15 protein-coding genes and 1 tRNA gene are annotated in these 15,730 nt (G+C 63.9%); 6 read left to right on the top strand and 10 right to left on the bottom strand.

The genetic code is table 11. The features are described 5' to 3' along the window. The first annotated feature begins 29 nt into the window (after positions 1-29). Positions 30-1,994, top strand: a complete 1,965-nt coding sequence (locus KZ498_RS12235; RefSeq protein WP_312619168.1) for a 3-hydroxyacyl-CoA dehydrogenase NAD-binding domain-containing protein — start codon at positions 30-32, stop codon at positions 1,992-1,994. Between the two features lie 40 nt (positions 1,995-2,034). Here KZ498_RS12235 and KZ498_RS12230 read toward each other — a convergent pair whose 3' ends face one another. Next, positions 2,035-2,697, bottom strand: a complete 663-nt coding sequence (locus KZ498_RS12230; RefSeq protein WP_312619167.1) for a DUF502 domain-containing protein — start codon at positions 2,695-2,697, stop codon at positions 2,035-2,037. Between the two features lie 138 nt (positions 2,698-2,835). On the opposite strand from KZ498_RS12230, the gene KZ498_RS12225 reads away from it, so the two are divergent. Continuing rightward, positions 2,836-2,910 (top strand) — tRNA-Glu (locus KZ498_RS12225). Between the two features lie 52 nt (positions 2,911-2,962). Here the strand turns inward: KZ498_RS12225 and KZ498_RS12220 are convergent. Beyond that, positions 2,963-4,447, bottom strand: coding sequence for a right-handed parallel beta-helix repeat-containing protein (locus KZ498_RS12220; protein WP_312619166.1), 1,485 nt, complete (start codon positions 4,445-4,447; stop codon positions 2,963-2,965). 110 nt (positions 4,448-4,557) lie between these two features. Here KZ498_RS12220 and glmU point away from each other — a divergent pair, with 110 nt between their 5' ends. After that, the gene (glmU, locus tag KZ498_RS12215) at positions 4,558-5,739 is read left to right on the top strand and encodes a bifunctional sugar-1-phosphate nucleotidylyltransferase/acetyltransferase (RefSeq protein ID WP_312619165.1); all 1,182 of its coding nucleotides are present in this window, start codon (positions 4,558-4,560) and stop codon (positions 5,737-5,739) included. Positions 5,740-5,879: 140 nt separating this feature from the next. After that, complete coding sequence (locus tag KZ498_RS12210) at positions 5,880-6,059, top strand: hypothetical protein (protein ID WP_312619164.1); 180 nt, start codon at positions 5,880-5,882, stop codon at positions 6,057-6,059. A gap of 105 nt (positions 6,060-6,164) precedes the next feature. On the opposite strand, the gene KZ498_RS12205 is transcribed toward KZ498_RS12210, so the two are convergent. The 4 genes from KZ498_RS12205 to KZ498_RS12190 form a co-directional block, all read right to left on the bottom strand. Further along, on the bottom strand, positions 6,165-6,374 hold the full coding sequence (locus KZ498_RS12205; RefSeq protein ID WP_312619163.1) for a hypothetical protein: 210 nt from the start codon (positions 6,372-6,374) through the stop codon (positions 6,165-6,167). A gap of 416 nt (positions 6,375-6,790) precedes the next feature. Continuing rightward, positions 6,791-7,906, bottom strand: coding sequence for a hypothetical protein (locus tag KZ498_RS12200; RefSeq protein WP_312619162.1), 1,116 nt, complete (start codon positions 7,904-7,906; stop codon positions 6,791-6,793). Between the two features lie 51 nt (positions 7,907-7,957). Further along, a complete protein-coding gene (locus KZ498_RS12195; protein WP_312619161.1) occupies positions 7,958-8,359 on the bottom strand; it encodes a hypothetical protein in 402 nt (133 codons plus the stop codon). After that, the gene (locus KZ498_RS12190) at positions 8,356-8,787 is read right to left on the bottom strand and encodes a heme-binding protein (RefSeq protein WP_312619160.1); all 432 of its coding nucleotides are present in this window, start codon (positions 8,785-8,787) and stop codon (positions 8,356-8,358) included. Before KZ498_RS12190 ends, KZ498_RS12195 begins: the two co-directional genes overlap by 4 nt. A gap of 736 nt (positions 8,788-9,523) precedes the next feature. Between KZ498_RS12190 and KZ498_RS12185 the strand changes: the two genes are divergently transcribed. Further along, the gene (locus tag KZ498_RS12185) at positions 9,524-10,702 is read left to right on the top strand and encodes an MFS transporter (protein WP_312619159.1); all 1,179 of its coding nucleotides are present in this window, start codon (positions 9,524-9,526) and stop codon (positions 10,700-10,702) included. A gap of 117 nt (positions 10,703-10,819) precedes the next feature. Here KZ498_RS12185 and KZ498_RS12180 read toward each other — a convergent pair whose 3' ends face one another. Further along, positions 10,820-11,077, bottom strand: coding sequence for a hypothetical protein (locus KZ498_RS12180; protein ID WP_312619158.1), 258 nt, complete (start codon positions 11,075-11,077; stop codon positions 10,820-10,822). Between the two features lie 329 nt (positions 11,078-11,406). Here KZ498_RS12180 and KZ498_RS12175 point away from each other — a divergent pair, with 329 nt between their 5' ends. After that, a complete protein-coding gene (locus KZ498_RS12175; RefSeq protein ID WP_312619157.1) occupies positions 11,407-13,392 on the top strand; it encodes a long-chain fatty acid--CoA ligase in 1,986 nt (661 codons plus the stop codon). 23 nt (positions 13,393-13,415) lie between these two features. Here the strand turns inward: KZ498_RS12175 and KZ498_RS12170 are convergent, their stop codons facing one another. From KZ498_RS12170 to KZ498_RS12160, 3 genes are all read right to left on the bottom strand, one after another. Continuing rightward, complete coding sequence (locus KZ498_RS12170) at positions 13,416-13,808, bottom strand: secondary thiamine-phosphate synthase enzyme YjbQ (protein WP_312619156.1); 393 nt, start codon at positions 13,806-13,808, stop codon at positions 13,416-13,418. A 69-nt stretch (positions 13,809-13,877) separates the two neighbouring features. Further along, complete coding sequence (locus KZ498_RS12165) at positions 13,878-15,203, bottom strand: cytochrome P450 (RefSeq protein ID WP_312619155.1); 1,326 nt, start codon at positions 15,201-15,203, stop codon at positions 13,878-13,880. 98 nt (positions 15,204-15,301) lie between these two features. Beyond that, a complete protein-coding gene (locus KZ498_RS12160) occupies positions 15,302-15,688 on the bottom strand; it encodes a CBS domain-containing protein (RefSeq protein WP_312619154.1) in 387 nt (128 codons plus the stop codon). Positions 15,689-15,730 lie beyond the last annotated feature (42 nt).

Below are 15,730 nucleotides of genomic sequence, written 5' to 3'. Positions count from 1 at the left end.
AGCGTCGGCCGGCAGTGGAACGATACGTCATGGATTTCGAGGATATTGACACTATCGCCGTGCTCGGTGCCGGGAATATGGGCCATGGAATCACAGAAGTGGCCGCGCTCGCGGGTTACGACGTGCGCATGCGGGACATCAAAGACGAGTTCGTCCAGGACGGCTACGACAACATCGAGTGGTCGCTCAACAAGCTGGCCGAGAAAGACCAGCTCAGCCAGGACGAGGCCGACGCGGCACTGGACCGCGTGACGCCGCTGGTCGATGTCGAAGAAGCCGTCACCGACGTCGACGTGGTCATCGAGGCCGTCCCCGAGAAGATGGAGATCAAGAAGGACGTGTACACGGAGGTCGAGGAGTACGCGCCCGAAGACGCCGTCTTCGCCACGAACACGTCCAGCCTCTCTATCACGGAGCTGTCGGAAGTGACCGAACGGCCCGAACAGTTCTGTGGGATGCATTTCTTCAATCCGCCGGTGCGGATGCAGCTGGTCGAGGTCATCTCCGGGGCCCACTCCAGCGAGGAAACGCTGGAGGCCATCGAGGCCCTCGCCGAGGACTTCGGCAAGACGCCGGTCCGGGTCCGCAAGGACTCGCCGGGGTTCATCGTCAACCGTATTCTCGTCCCGCTGATGAACGAGGCCGCCTGGCTCGTCCACGGCGAGGAGGCGACCATCGCCGAAGTCGACTCGACGACGAAGTTCGACATGGGCCTGCCGATGGGCTCGTTCGAACTCTCAGACCAGGTCGGCAACGACGTCGGCCTGCACGTCCTCGAGTACATGCACGAAGTGCTGGGCGAGCCGTACGCCCCCTGTCCCCTGCTCGAATCGAAAGTCGAGAACGAGGAGCTCGGCAAGAAGACCGGCAAAGGGTTCTACGACTACGAGAACGGGGGCGCCGACATCCCGACCGACGCCGGCCGCGAAGACGTCGAGCACCGCCTCGTCGCCGTGATGGCAAACGAGGTGGGCAAGCTCGTCGAGAACGACGTGGCACCGGTCGCGGACATCGACCAGGCCGTCAAGCTCGGCGGCGGCTTCCCCGACGGTCCCGCGAAGATGGCCGACAAGACCGGGATTGAGACGCTCGTCGACACGCTCGAGACGACCCACGAGGAGACCGGCGCGGCGCGCTACGCTGTCTCCGACGGGCTTCGCGAAGCCGCTGAAGACGGGGGTTTCTACGGCAGCGAGGACGAGGGCGCCGCGGAGTTCGACACCGTCAACGTCGAGTACCCCGGTGAGATGGTCGGCCACATCGAACTCGACCGCCCCCACCGGATGAACACCGTCAGCCCCGAACTGATGGACGACCTCGCCGACGCCGTCGACCTGCTCGAGGACGACGACGAGGTGCGCGCCATCCTGCTGACCGGGGCCGGCGACAAGGCCTTTTCGGCCGGGGCCGACGTGCAGTCGATGGCCTCGAACGCGACGCCACTGGAGGCCATCGACCTCTCCCGCAAGGGCCAGGAGACGTTCGGTAAGCTCGAGGAGTGCTCGATGCCTGTCGTGGCCGGCATCGACGGTTACGCGCTGGGCGGCGGAATGGAACTGGCGACCTGTGCCGACCTTCGCGTGGCCTCGGAGCGCTCCGAACTCGGTCAGCCCGAACACAACCTCGGCCTGCTGCCGGGCTGGGGCGGCACCCAGCGACTCGCCCGGATTGTCGGCGAGGGCCGCGCCAAGGAGATCATCTTCACCGCCGAGCGCTACGACGCCGCGGAACTGGCCGAGTACGGCTTCATCAACGAGGTCGTCGACAACGACGCCCTCCACGAGCGGGCGCTCGAACTGGCCACGGACATGGCCGCCGGCCCGCCGGTCGCCCAGAAGCTGACAAAGCGCGCGATGCTGGCCGGCCGCGACGACATCGACGCCGGCCTCGAAGTCGAAGCGCAGGCCTTCGGCCACCTCATCGGCACGGACGACGTGATGGAGGGCATCAACGCGTTCATGGGCGACGGGGAGCCGAACTTCGAAGGGAAGTAGGCGCTCAGACCTCGGTCGGCGTCACTGCCGGGACGACTCCCTAGTGGTCGGCCGCTCCGCCGCCGACCTCGGTGTCATCGAGCTGGATGACGTCGTCGGAGTGGCTCATCCCGGTCGTCATCAGCAGCCGGATGGCCGCCCGGACACTGAGGTCGGACTCGTAGGTCTGGCTCTCTGGAACCATCACGAGCATTCCCTGCGTTGGGTTGGGACTCCCGGGAACGAACACGCTCGACGCGCGTTCGCCGGCCGCCTCGGAGACGTCCGCGGGGCTCGTCCCGGTTTTGAGCCCCAATTGGAAGATGCCTTCCCGGGGGTACTCCACGTACACGACGGACTCGAAGTCCGACTGTCGATTGACCACAGAGGTGGTCATCTGGCGGATGCTCCCGTAGATGGTCCGGATGACGGGCACGAACGTGACCAGTTGTCCGGTCTTTCCGAAGAGGCGCCGGCCGAGACTCCGCTGTGCGATGTAGCCCAGAACCGTGATGAGTGCGACCAGAACCGAGAGCGTCAGCAACTGGGCGAGCAGGACGTTGTTCGCGGTCAGCGTCGCCAGCCGCGTTCCACGGATGAGCGGGTCGAGGAACCCACCGATCCAGCCAAGCACGATGCGGACGATGGCGATGGTCGCCACGAGTGGCCCGACGAGAACGAGCCCGGCCAGAAAGTTGCTCTTGATGAACGAATTGACCGACATATCAGGGGACAGTCGGTCGGCCGAATAAAGTGTGGCGTCACCTGTCATCACGTCAGTATATCTCTGTGAGTGGTACGCATCCCCAGGTAGCGTCTATTTCGATGGGATTAAATCCCAGCACCCGAAACGCCAGAGTACGCTCGGTTGGTGTAGTCCGGCCAATCATCTTGGCCTTTCGAGCCGAGGACCAGGGTTCAAATCCCTGACCGAGCACATTACTGTCGCGCACATACCCGTGAGCGACCGCTGTTCTCAGATCGGACGCTTACGACGTGTCGCCGTTCGCAGATTCGATATCGGATGCAGCGTTCCGGTTTTCGGCAGCGCGAGCCGTTTCGTTGCGGAACTCCACCGCGCCGATATCCGGCCCCGTCCCCGCTATGGCCCAGTCCACTGACTCGATGGACTGCCCCGCGTCTATCGCCTCGGACCCGGATACCGGCATCAGGAAGTCCGGGTCCTCCGGATCGGTGCTCCGGAAGGTGATTCGGTCCTCTGCCGTCGTGAAGACGTTGAACTCCTCCGGGTAGCTCGTCCACAGGTTGCTTTCGATCTCGTTTCCGACCGCGAGGTTGTTTATCAGGACAGCGCCTTCGTTCTGGAAGTTGAAGCCCATGTCGTTGTCCCAGGCCGTGTTGTGATACAGAATGATGGGCTTTTCCGCACCGTTGTAGTCGAACCCCGTCGCCTTCGCGTGCTCTCCCTCCTCCTTCCGCTCGTTGCTCCACGCCAGGTTCCCGACCACGAGATGGCCACCTGCGTTGTACGGGCCGAACTTGAACCCGTTTCCGTTACCGGACTCCGCGAGTTCGGTTTCGTTTATCTTCCCGTTCTCCCAGGCCCTGTTGTAGAAGATGTCGTTGTCGTTCGACCGGTAGGCGTCGAAGCCGTCGTCGGAGTTCAGGTACATGTCCGTGCAGTACAGCAGATTCTCGTTGGCGGTCTTGCCCTCCGGGTCAGGGCCCTGCTTGATGCCGACCCCGTCCGCGTGCTCGCCGGCGTTCCGCGCGTCGTAGTTGTGATGGAAGCTGGAATGCCTGATCTCGTTGTGGGAGCTCTCGATCAGGGCCAGTCCGGTCAGTGCGTTGTTGTGGGCCTCCACGTTCTCGAACACCAGGTGATTCTCGCCGCCGCGCGCCCGGATGCCGAACCCGGGGCTCCCTTTCACCTCGATGTTCCGTATCGTCCAGTAGTCCCCGTCGACCTCGACTGCGGAGCCGAAGTCGAACTCCGGGTCGCTCGAATTCGGTGCCGACAGCTGCGAGTAGTCGAGCACCGGCCGCTCTCCCGGCTTGCCGGCCAGCGTAATCCTGTTCCCTTCCGAGCCGTCCCCGTCTATCGAAAGCTTCGAGTCCATCTCGTAGGTCCCGCCTTCGAGATAGATCAGGTCGCCCGGGCCCGCGCTGTCTATCGCTTCCTGGAGTCCCGAGGAACCGTCTTCGGGTGACACGGTGTAATCAGGCTCCTGGCGCTCGGGGACCTGGTAACGACAGAACTGCTGATTCCCCGCGATGTGGACCGTCTCGCGGGTCGTCGCGCCGTCTCCACCTGTATCGGTACCTTCCGCGGTGGCCAGGGCGCCGGACTCGGTTCCGGCCTCCGGGCCGTTTACCCCCTCGCCTCCCGGCGAGCCGACCCAGCCGAAGCTAACGCTGACAACTACTGCAACAATTACCAGAGCCAGTACGACAGCTGAAACAGCGCGTACGGGACGTTCCCCCACCCCGTTTTCGCGGAGACCCAAATCCATAGTTCAGTTAACTTTCACGTCATTAAAAAGTAAACGGAGACTATTCCGCATTCCAGCCTGACGAATCGACAGCGGTAGGTATTTTTTCCGGGCCGGGCAACGGGTCGACCATGCAAGCAGTCGTACTCGCGGCGGGGCAGGGGACGCGCATGCGGCCGTTGACAGACCACACGCCGAAGCCGATGCTCCAGGTCGCGGACCGGCCGCTGGTGGCACACACCGCGGACACGGCCATCGAGGCGGGCGCCGACGAACTCGTCTTCGTCGTCGGCTACGAGGCCGAGGCGGTCCGGTCGTACTTCGGCGAGGAGTACAACGGCGTCCCGGTCTCCTTCGCTGTCCAGGAGGAGCAACAGGGGACCGCGGACGCGGTGGCCGCCGCGAGAGAACACCTCGACGGGCCCTTTGCGGTGCTCAACGGCGACAACCTCTACGACGCCGAGAGTCTCAGCGGCCTCTTTACCGCCGCGCCGTCAGTCGCGGCCTACCGCGTCGACGACCCGACGAGCTACGGCGTGTTGTCGACCGAGGGCGACGTCGTCACCGGCATCGTCGAGAAGCCGGCCGACCCGCCGACGGACCTGGCCAACGCCGGGGCCTACGTCTTCCCGGCGGTAGCGAGGGACTGGCTGGACGTGCCCCTCAGCGACCGCGGGGAGCGCGAAATCACGGACGTGCTCGCGAGAGTCATCGCGGAGTCGACGGTCACCGCCGTCGAGGTAGACCGCTGGCTCGACGTTGGCCGGCCCTGGGAACTGCTTGCGGCCAACGAGTGGAAACTGGGCCAGCTGGACCGGCGACTCGACGGCGAGGTCCGGGGCGACGCCGACCTGCGCGGCGAGGTCGTCGTCGAGGACGGCGCGGTCGTCGAACCCGGCGTCGTCATCGAGGGGCCGGCGCTGGTCCGCTCGGGCGCACACGTGGGCCCGAACGCCTACGTCCGCGGGGCGACCCTCCTGGGCGAGGACACCCACGTCGGCCACGGGGTGGAACTCAAGAACACGGTGCTGATGGCCGGCTCGAACGTGCCCCACGTGTCGTATGTCGGCGACAGCGTCATCGGCCGCGAAGTCAACTTCGGCGCGGGTACCCAGGTGGCGAACCTCCGACACGACGGCGACCCGGTCCGGATGACGGTGAAAGGCGACCGCGTCTCGACGGGTCGGCGGAAGTTCGGTGTCGTCGCGGGCGACGGCGCGAAGACGGCGATCAACACGAGTCTGAACGCCGGCGTCGTCCTCTCGTCGGGGGCGACGACCACTCCCGGCGAGTCCGTCACGCGGGACCGGTAACGGGGCCCTCTCCGGCGAGTGTCTGTTCTGCTTTCGTCCGGGTAGCTGCCCTTCTGTTACCATTCAGACAAGCGTGTAGGATCGTGACGTACAGTGCAAGTATGTGGGATTAAGTGGCGTGAAAGCAACTCTCAACTAAGATGGTCGACCCGACATCAGATCACCACGAGGACATCGACGAGGACGAGGCACCGGAGTGTGCTACATGCGGTGCCGCTATTGCCAACGAAGTGACACACCGCGTTATCACGTGGATAGAGGACGACAGCGTCGAAACAGCCCACTTTTGCAACGAAGACTGCCGGATCGAATGGCAGTAACGCGCCTGCCCTGACTGTCTCCTGGACTCATTCGCTCGCGGACTGTTCTGCTCGCGCTGCAGGCCGCCTGACCGTGTAACTTTGCCAGCGAAGCCGTCCCAAACCCTAGCCGGTCTGTGTATCGATGTGGTGGACTGCATCTGGCGAGAGGAGTCGCTCTGTCGGGAGTTCGACCCAGCCGTTTGCGAGCACGCGGACCTGTCCCTCGTGCAGAACCGTCTCCTGGTCGATGTCGGCGTATACGATCGCGTTCTCGTACTCCTGGACGAACTGGTCTACGGCGTCACCCCAGGCGGGGTCCGTCGAGATGACCATAGTACAGGCTACGTGGTCGCCATAATGAACTCTGATGTGGGTCGTAGCCCTACAATTGAAGATTGACAGGGTGGTGGTATGCAGAACCCGCAAGAGGGAATCCAGAAACTGCGTGGTCGTATCCAAGGTGGTGACCGTGCGATGAGCGCGGGATGGTTGTCGATCATCCCGTTCCAGATGGAGCTGGCCTCGTCATAGCCCGCATCGTCTGGCTGGATGAGGGTGCCACCGAGTGTGCCCGCGAATTCGGCAAGGGTTTGACCGGGTAGCGTGCCGTCCTGTAATGACACGTGTATCTGCTTCCACAGAGGGGTAGGCGTGGCCAGCACCTAATCGTGTGACATTTTCACACAAGGGCTGTCTTATCAGGAACCGAGTGATACACGACGAGCGGGGCCATGCGGTCTAGCCATCTGTCAGTGCCACTCGAGTCCCGACGGGGCCTGTGGTGGCGGGAGGGGGCTCCTGGGGAGGTCAGACGCCTGGTCCGGGTCGTTGTACGCACAGGGTGCGATGTCGTTGGGTGCGGCAGGGTAGAACAGCGAGGCGAGCGCGTGGAGGTGCTGGCGGCCTACGTTCAACTCCGTCTGCCCGCCACCGTACATCCCGATTCCCCGGTCGAGACAGTACTCGATTGTCTCGAACAGGGTCTCGATACTGCCAAAGCGCGACGGCTTCACGTTGAGCCACTCGGGTGTGAACGGCAACCGCTTGATGCTCGCGATACCCGTGATTGGTTCGTCCCAGGTAATCCGGTGCTCGTGTCCCTCGAACAGCGGGAGGGTATCGTCTGTCAGCCGTGGATCCTCGATGAGTGCGTCGGGAAACCCTTCGATGATACGCCGATAGAGCGAGGGGTCCGCCGACTGATCGACGTCCGTGTGTTTGTAGTGGCCTTTCAGGTCGAGTATCCGGACGGCCTCTGTCGCGGCGAGTTCATCGATGATTTCGGGCGTCCATGCGGAGGTCGCGTCGAGCTTGAACTCCACCTCTGGGTTGAGGTCGAGCCACCGCTCGACCCGCGCAAGCGTTGGTGGCTCCCCGAGACGGGCGCTCACGAGAAACCGGACCGGGTCGTACTCGCGACCGAGCGCCGTTGCCAGGTTCGTGTTGGCCTGTTTGAGCGCGAGATCCAGCGCGGCACTCTCGAGCGCCCATCTCCTGTAGGACCGTGATGCCTCTCGACTCGGGGTCATTCCGGGGAAGAGAGCAGTCCCGTCGAGCGCGTCAGAGAAGCTGTCGACGGTGTAGGAGCCGGCCGGTGGGAGTTCGATCGGCTCGTCGTCCAGCGCGCGGTGGTCTTCGATCTCGTATGTCACGTCTTCACCGGCCCCGGTCGCCCCGTCGCCGTGTATAGAGAACCGGGTACACGGTCGCGTAATCCCTCGCTGTCCCGGTTCGGCGTGCCCCAAGCCCAGTATGACGCTGATGCGGGCGAAGTCACCGGCACAGGTTCGCTGTCGGAATTCGACGTCGTAGCCGTCGATTTCGAGGGCCAGGTCAGCTATCGCGTCGTACAGTGACGGTGGCATCACGATCCGCACGTCTCCTCTGAACCAACTGGTGTCGTGTTCATGGGCGTGTTATGAGGGGTCTGTTAGCTCCGCTATGTTCCGTTCGCCTACTGCCACCGTCTCCTGAAATTTCTCCGTTGGACTGAATTCGATGAGGACAGTGCCCGCATCGACAGCTATCGTGTGGTCCGGTGCCATGTAGTAGACATCACCCGTCTCGACGACGTCCTCGTGGTCCTCGTACCGGACGACCATTCGCCCCGACAGGAGATAGCCCCAGTGGGGACACTGACACCGGTCGTTTGGGAGTCCTTTCAGGAGCGGTGCGTCGTCAAAATCTTGGAGATAGGTTTCGAACCCGACGCGCATCTCACCCCATTCTGCTTCCCGCCAGATGGCCTCATCCAACTGGAGTCCGGGTTCAAACTCTGAGAGTGCCGCGTGCTGGCCCCCCGACTCATGGTCGGTCACTGTTCGGTACTGGAGTGCTCCCCCCCGTCTTCGCCTTGCACGAGCGCGTCGAACCGGTCAACGCCCGCCTCCGCTACCTCCTTGTCTTGTGGAACTGTGCCCCCGCTCGCGCCGATTGCGCCGACGACCTCACCGTCAGCTTCCAGGGGATATCCGCCCCCGAACATGACAAGTCGACCGTCGTCCGTCGTGTGCAGTCCCCACAGGGACTCACCCGGTGTCGTAAGGTCGGCGAGGTCGTGGGTGGGAAACTCGAACCCCGCCGCAGTGTACGCCTTCTGCCGCGAGATGCTGACGCTGGGTAGCCACGCGTTGTCCATCCGCCGTTGGGCAATTATATTCCCCTCGGCGTCAGTTACAGTGATTACGCTTGCGAGGTCCATCTGGCGTGATTTCTGTTCGGCGGCGTCGAGAACTTTCTTTGCCATCTTCAGTGATACTTGTCGCGTCGTGCGAAGCTCCGGGGTTTCCTGTGTGGTAGCTGGTTCGCTCATTGTAGTGGTCTGATGCGTGTTGATTGGCCCAACAGCGCCCCGTCAGCACAGCGCAGCGGTTCGAACTACTGTGTCTGCCGTCCGAGATTCTCCATTTTGACGGTGTATACGACTTGAATCAGTGTCGGCTTCGTTTTTCGATTCTGCACTCTCTTTGGTGGACTGCTCTTCTCAAGATATGTTATCAGATAACATAAGCGGGTCAGATTTTCACGCTGAGACGTGTTTTGAGAAACTGAATGAACGCCACCGCATGCGGACACTGGGCCGGTTCGCTCTGTCATTCACTCTGCTTGTGACCGTTTCCGTAGCGACCGTTCTGAAGCGTGGACTACTTTCCGTGGTGCCCTGAGTGGGTGTGCGAACTGATACTGTTCCGGTGAATAGCTCCCTGAGGGAACCAGCCGACGCAGTCTCGTCTACCTGTACGGCTGTCACCTGGTCCACACCTACATCGTCGCTGGAACACCGCTCACGGTCAGTCTCCGCGCCGTCTCTACCGCTCAAACCATCGGTGGCTGATGGATATCGTCCCGCTGGCATCCCTCCCCACGTACCACGTTGATAGAGCAGGGATACGGTGGCCCCTCGATATGCGGTAAGGTACTGGTACTTTTGATACCGTCTCCTGTACCTCCGAACAGTTTCCGACGGGTACCGAGAGCCGAGTATGAGTCAGACTTCGGACACTCCGGCGACTGTTCCCTGGCGCTCCCGGACCGTCCAGGTCGTACTTCTGAGTACGGCCCTCGCGCCGCTTGGCGTCCCTCTCATCGGGCCGACGCTGCCGATTTTCCGCGACGCGTTCGGTCTCTCGGACGCGGAGGCGAGTCTGCTTGTAGCCGGATACTTCGTGGTTGGCATCGTTCTCTCGCCGTTCATCGGCGTGCTGACCGACCGAGTCGGACGCAAGCGGATGCTCGTGACCGGGCTTCTCACCTTTGGCCTTCTCGGCGGGGGTATCGCCTTCGCACCGTCGTTCGAGGTTGTCATGGCACTGCGAGTCCTCCAGGGAACCGGTGCCGCAGCCATCTTCATTACGACTGTGACTATCGTCGGCGACACGTTCGAGGGGCCACAGCGCAACACAGTCTTGGGTTTCAACATCGCCGTCCTTTCTGCGTCGGCCGCGCTGTTTCCCGTTGTCGGCGGGGTTTTAGTCGGGTTCGGGTGGAACGCTCCGTTTCTCGCTTACTTCGCTGCGGTCCCGGTCGCGGCCTTCGCTGTTGTTGCACTCGATGAACCACCTCGCGAGCCGAGCGGGGGTGGTGTGACGTATCTCCGGGAGGCGGTCGGCGGGATAGCAACTCCCGGAACGCTCGGGTTGTTCGGAGCGACGTTTCTGACGGAGTTCCTGGCATTCGGCGTAGTCTTCACCGCGATTCCGTTCATCCTCGCAGCGACGCTCTCTCCCGTCCTCATCGGCGGGGTGATACTGGCTACCGAGGCGACGTCAACGGTCGTCGCGGCCGCGAGTGGCCGCCTCGCCCGGTCGCTATCGAACGACCGACTCATCGCACTCGGGTTCACCTGCTACGGAACCGGATTTCTCGCCACGTGGTTCGTGCCTGACTCGCTCGCGGTCGCGGGCACGCTCATGCTTGTCGGCGCGGGAATCGGGCTGTTGCTTCCGACAGTTGACGCGGCTGTGAGCAACCGCATCGTGGCGGAGTATCGCGCCGGCGCGTTCAGCCTGCGCAACAGTACGACGTTCTCCGGGCGGGCCGCAGGTCCGGTGACCTTCGCCGGACTCGCAGCCTCGGGCATCGTCGGATACGGGGAACTCCTGCTCGCTGCCGCCGCCGTCGCGTTCGGTGCTGCCCTCCTGGCGCTGGTCTCGAAATACTGACTGACGACCCATCGGCAACTGTGTCGATCGGCGACTGTACATTCCGAGTTTATACCGGGAGTAGTATCGAACACACGCGCGCAACCCGACGATAACCGGTTTCTTCGAGGCCACGTATCACGCACCGAACTCCTCGGGAACCACCGCCTCGGGCCGCCAGCGGCGCTGGCAGGGAAGACGGTCGAAGCACAGACCGTCATTGCGAGCCGTCACAGACGCCCCCTCGGCGGGACAAGCCAGTGGATGGGCCGGAACTCCCTCGGCGAAGGCACGCGTCGCGGGTCCCCGCGGCAGGAACTCTTCGGCAGTCCGGTGTAGGTCCGGCGCGATATCTTTGTGGTCGAAGCCGTGTTCGCAGTCCCCGTCGATGAACACTGCCTGTCACCACGGGTAGTAGAACAGTGTGCCCGGCCAACCGGCCCCAGACGCTGCTGGAACCTACCACACACTCCTATGCTTCAATACAGTAACCGGCGACTTCCTTATCGACAGATTGGATTCTCCGGTCGTCTGGGGTGCGACCGTGCTTAGCCCCTTTTTCGGCCGGTAGAGCGTCAGGAAATCGGGTCGGGACAAGGACGGGCTTTGCCGGCTCACCGGCTCTTCGGCTTCCGGAACTCCCGCGGGAATCAACGCTAACAAACCGACTAAGTGTTAACATCCTACACATATTTGGGTTCGCCCGGCGAACACCGGCGCATGACATGACCGCGGGCAATCATCCCGGTGGCTGGCGCGAGGCCGAGACGGCCTACACCGACGAGGCTATCCGCGACGACACGCTGGGCGAGATGTTCGCCGCGAGCGCGGCGCGGAACGCCGACACGACGGCCCAGCTGTACAAGGGCGGCGTCTACGACCGGTCGCTGACCGACGACGTGATTCCCGCGGCTCCCGACGGCGAGTTCGCCGGCCTCAGCTACGAGCGGATGCAGCATCTGGTCAAATATCTGGCCGCGGGGTTTCGCGACCTCGGAGTCACCCCGGACACTCGGGTCGGCATTCTGGCAGACACGCGGATGGAGTGGGCGCTGAGTGACTTTGCTCTCCTGTCGGCGGGTGGGGTCGTGACGACCGTCTACACGGACTCCTCGTCGAAGCAGGTCCAGTATCTGCTTTCGGACCCGGAGGCGAGCGCCGTCGTCGTGGAGAACGACGAGATGCTGAACCGCGTCCTGGCTGTCGAGGACGACCTGTCGCTGTCGTTCATCGTCGTCATGGACGACACTGACGTGGAACGCGAGGACGTGTACACGCTCAAAAGGGTGTACGGGCGCGGCGAGGAGACGTTCAGCGAGACGGCGTACCAGTCCTGGCTGGACGAGCGCGACCCCGATGACCTGGCGAGTCTCATCTACACCTCCGGGACGACGGGCCAGCCGAAGGGGGTCCAGCTCACCCACCGCAACTTCCGGGCGAACGTCAACCAGACACGCAGGCGGATGGGACCGCGCCCGGACAAGCACCCCGACCTGCCGACGATCTCTGCGGCCACGCGCTCGATAGCGTTTCTCCCGCTGGCCCACGTGTTCGAGCGCCTCGCGGGCCATTTCCTGATGTACGCGTCCGGCGCGGCGGTGAGCTACGCCGAAAGCCCGGACACGCTGGCCGAGGACCTCCGGACGGTCGAACCTACGACCGGCGCGAGCGTCCCCCGGGTGTACGAGCGCATCTTCGACACCATGCGAACGGAGGCCAGCGGCTCGCCGGTGAAAAAACGGGTCTTCGACTGGTCGCTGGACGTGGCCCGCGACTACGCCCGTACCGACGACCCGGGACCGGTACTCAGCGTCAAACACTCGCTTGCGGACCGGCTCGTCTACAGCACTGTCAAAGAACGGCTCGGTGGTAACATCGAGTTCATGGTCAGCGGCGGCGGCAGCCTCTCGAAATCGCTCTGTGAGACGTTCCTCGGGATGGGGCTGCCGATACTGGAAGGCTACGGACTCACGGAAACGGCGCCGGTCCTGACCGTGAACCCGCCGGAGGACATCCGGCCCGGAACGCTCGGACCGCCGGTCCCGGACGTCGACATTCACCTCGACACCACCGTCGTCGACGCCAGCGAGTTCGACGACGTGACTGGTGAAGTGGGCGAACTGCTCGTCGACGGCCCGAACGTCACCGAGGGGTACTGGAACGCGCCCGACGAGACGAGGCGGGCCTTCACCGAAATCGACGGGACCCAGTGGTTCCGCACCGGCGACATCGTCGAGCGGACCGACGACGACTTTCTGGTCTACCACGACCGACTCAAGGAACTGCTCGTCCTCTCGACGGGTAAAAACGTCGCGCCACAGCCCATCGAAGACCAGTTCGCGACGAGCGACCGGGTCGACCAGGTCATGGTCGTCGGCGACGGTCAGAAGTTCGTCGGCGCGATACTCGTCCCGAACTTCGAGGCACTCAGTCGGTGGGCCGAAAGCGAGGGCGTCGCCCTCCCCGACGACCCCGAGGAACTGGTCGAGGACGAACGCGTCCGTGCGTGGGTCGGGACGGCCGTCGACGCCGTCAACGAGGAGCTCGAACGCGTCGAACGGATCAAGGCGTTCGCACTCGTCTCCCGGGAGTGGACCGCAGAGAACGACTTGCTCACCCCGTCGATGAAGAAGAAGCGCCGCAACATCCGCAGCGCGTACCGCGAGAAACTCGCCGAGATATACGGCGACCAGCACGTCGAGACTGCCTGACCCGCGGTCGGGGCAACGCCGCCTCAATCAGTAACGACCACGTCGACGGCTCGCTCGCGCGGGCCGTCACAGTCGACAAGCAGCACGGACTGCCACGTCCCCATGTCGAGGTCCCCGTCGCGGACGGGAATCGTCTCGCTCGGCCCGACCAACATCGCCCGGACGTGGGAGTCCGCGTTGCCGTCCAGTTCGTCGTGGTCCCACCCGGTGTCCGGGACGAGGTCCCCGAGGGCGTCGCCGAGGTCGCCCAGCAGTCGCGGCTCGGCCTCGTTGACGGTGATGGCCGTGGTGGTGTGACGGACGAACACGGTACAGGTCCCCTCGGCGGCGTCCGGAATCGCGTCTCTGACCCGGTCGGTGATGTCGATTACGTCGGTGTGCGTGTCGGTTTCGACGGTGAATCGAGCGGTGCCCATATCGAGTCACACTCTCCGGCGGTATGTGAAGATATGAGCTTGTAACGGTGACGGTACGAGGAGCGCGCGCTAGTCGAGGGCCGATATCTCGGCTTCTAGCGGGCCCGACGGGCGGAGCGTCACGCTCGGCTGCAAGTCGAGTTCGTCTGCAGTCACCTCCACGTCGTAGTGCTGGAGAATGTGGGCCAGGGCGAACTGGGCCTCCGTCAGCGCGATCTGACGACCGATACAGACCCGCGGCCCGCTGCCGAAGGGGTAGTACGCGGCGTCCCCCCGTGATGCGTCGCCGGCCCACCGCTGAGGGTCGAACGTCAGGGGGTCAGACCACACGCGCCTGTCCCGGTGATGGGCGTATATCGGGAGCATGATGAACTCGCCTGCGTCCAGGTGGGTGCCGGCGAGTGTGACCGGCTCGCGTGGTTCGCGTGACACGTTCCAGGCCGCCGGCGTCAGCCGCAGCGTCTCCCTGACGACTCGCTCCGTGTAGGTGAGCTCGGACAGGTCGGCCCAGCCCGGACGCCCCCCGTCCAGCACGTCCCTGGCCTCCGCCCGGACACGTTCCCTGGCCGCCGGGTTCTGTGAGAGCCAGTAGAACGCGTAGGCGATCGTCAGCGCCGTCGTCTCCTGGCCGCCGGTCATGAACAGCACGGTCTGGTCGATGAGTTCGTTCTCGGAGAGCTCGATGTCCGGGTCCGCCTTCGCGTCGATGAGCGCGGTAATCACGTCCCGCGGCGGGTCCTCGTGGTCGAGATGCCAGTCCACGAACTCCGTCGCAACCGAGTCCAGTACCGCGTCGGCGTCCTCGAACTCGCTCGAAACACCGGACTGCAGCCGTTCGGGCAGGAGCAAATCGAGCACGGAAGCGTCGAACTCCTCGCTGAACGTGGCCAGCGCCTCGTGGACGGTCTCCCCGCGTTCGCGGTCGGTGTCCTGACTGAACAGCGACCGAGTGATGACGCGCATCGTCAGTATCGACAGCTCCTCGAACAGGTCCACAGTCCCCGTTTCGGGCCACGCTGTCAGCGTCTCCTCCAGCGTCTCGCCGGCGATCTCCGCGTAGTCCGCGAGCCGACCGCCGACGAACTCGGGGTCCAGCACCGACCGCTGTTGCTCCCAGAGCGCGCCGTCACTCGAGACGAGCCCCTGCCGTCGTTGCTCCTGGACCCCGACGTTCGGGCGGCGGAACCGGTCACGGTCGGCCAGGACGTCGTGAGCGAGTTCGGGCTCGAGGACGACTGTGACCGACTGCCCGACCGACGGGTCGATTCGGACGAGCGGATACTGGTTCCCGTAGGCGTTCTGGATTCCGGTGAGAAACCGCAGCGGGTCCCTCGCCAACCGCGGCAGACTCCCCACGACCGGAAGCCCCGGCGGCGTGTGTGCCCTTCGTTCCATGGCCGCGGGTTAGCCCATATGATAAAAAATCTTTGGTACTGACTGACACGCATCTCCGTCGCTTTCGCGGGCTCGTCCATTCGGTTCCGGAGGCTCGCTCAGCCGTCAGCGAGGTAGCCAGTGAGGTCCGTCGCCGAGAGGATGCCCGTGACCGTCGTTTCGTCGTCGACGACCGGGACGTGACTGATGTCGTTGCCCCGCATCGTGCTCGCGACCGCGGAGAGCGCCGTGTCGGGCGACGTGGTGATAATCTCCCGACTCATGTGTTCCCTGACGGTGGTCTCGGTTGGGTCGACGCCGTCGGCGGTCATCCGGACGTAGTCCGTCGACGTGAGGATGCCCTCGGGCTGGCAGGCCGCATCGACGATGACGACCGATTTTATGGACTGGTCGGCCATCGCCGCTGCGACGTCGAGGGTTCGCTCGTCGGCGGTCACTGTCAGCACTGGCGTGGTCATGACGTCGGCGACGGTCGGGTCACCCATACCCGGGGTTAGGACCGATTTCACATACGATTTGGGTGGGTA

The sequence above is a fragment of the Haloarcula sp. 1CSR25-25 genome, from assembly GCF_032027985.1.
In the GTDB taxonomy this organism is placed as follows: domain Archaea; phylum Halobacteriota; class Halobacteria; order Halobacteriales; family Haloarculaceae; genus Haloarcula.
The sequence above is the reverse complement of the archived record's forward strand: the minus strand, read 5'-3'. Positions and strand labels throughout refer to the sequence as shown.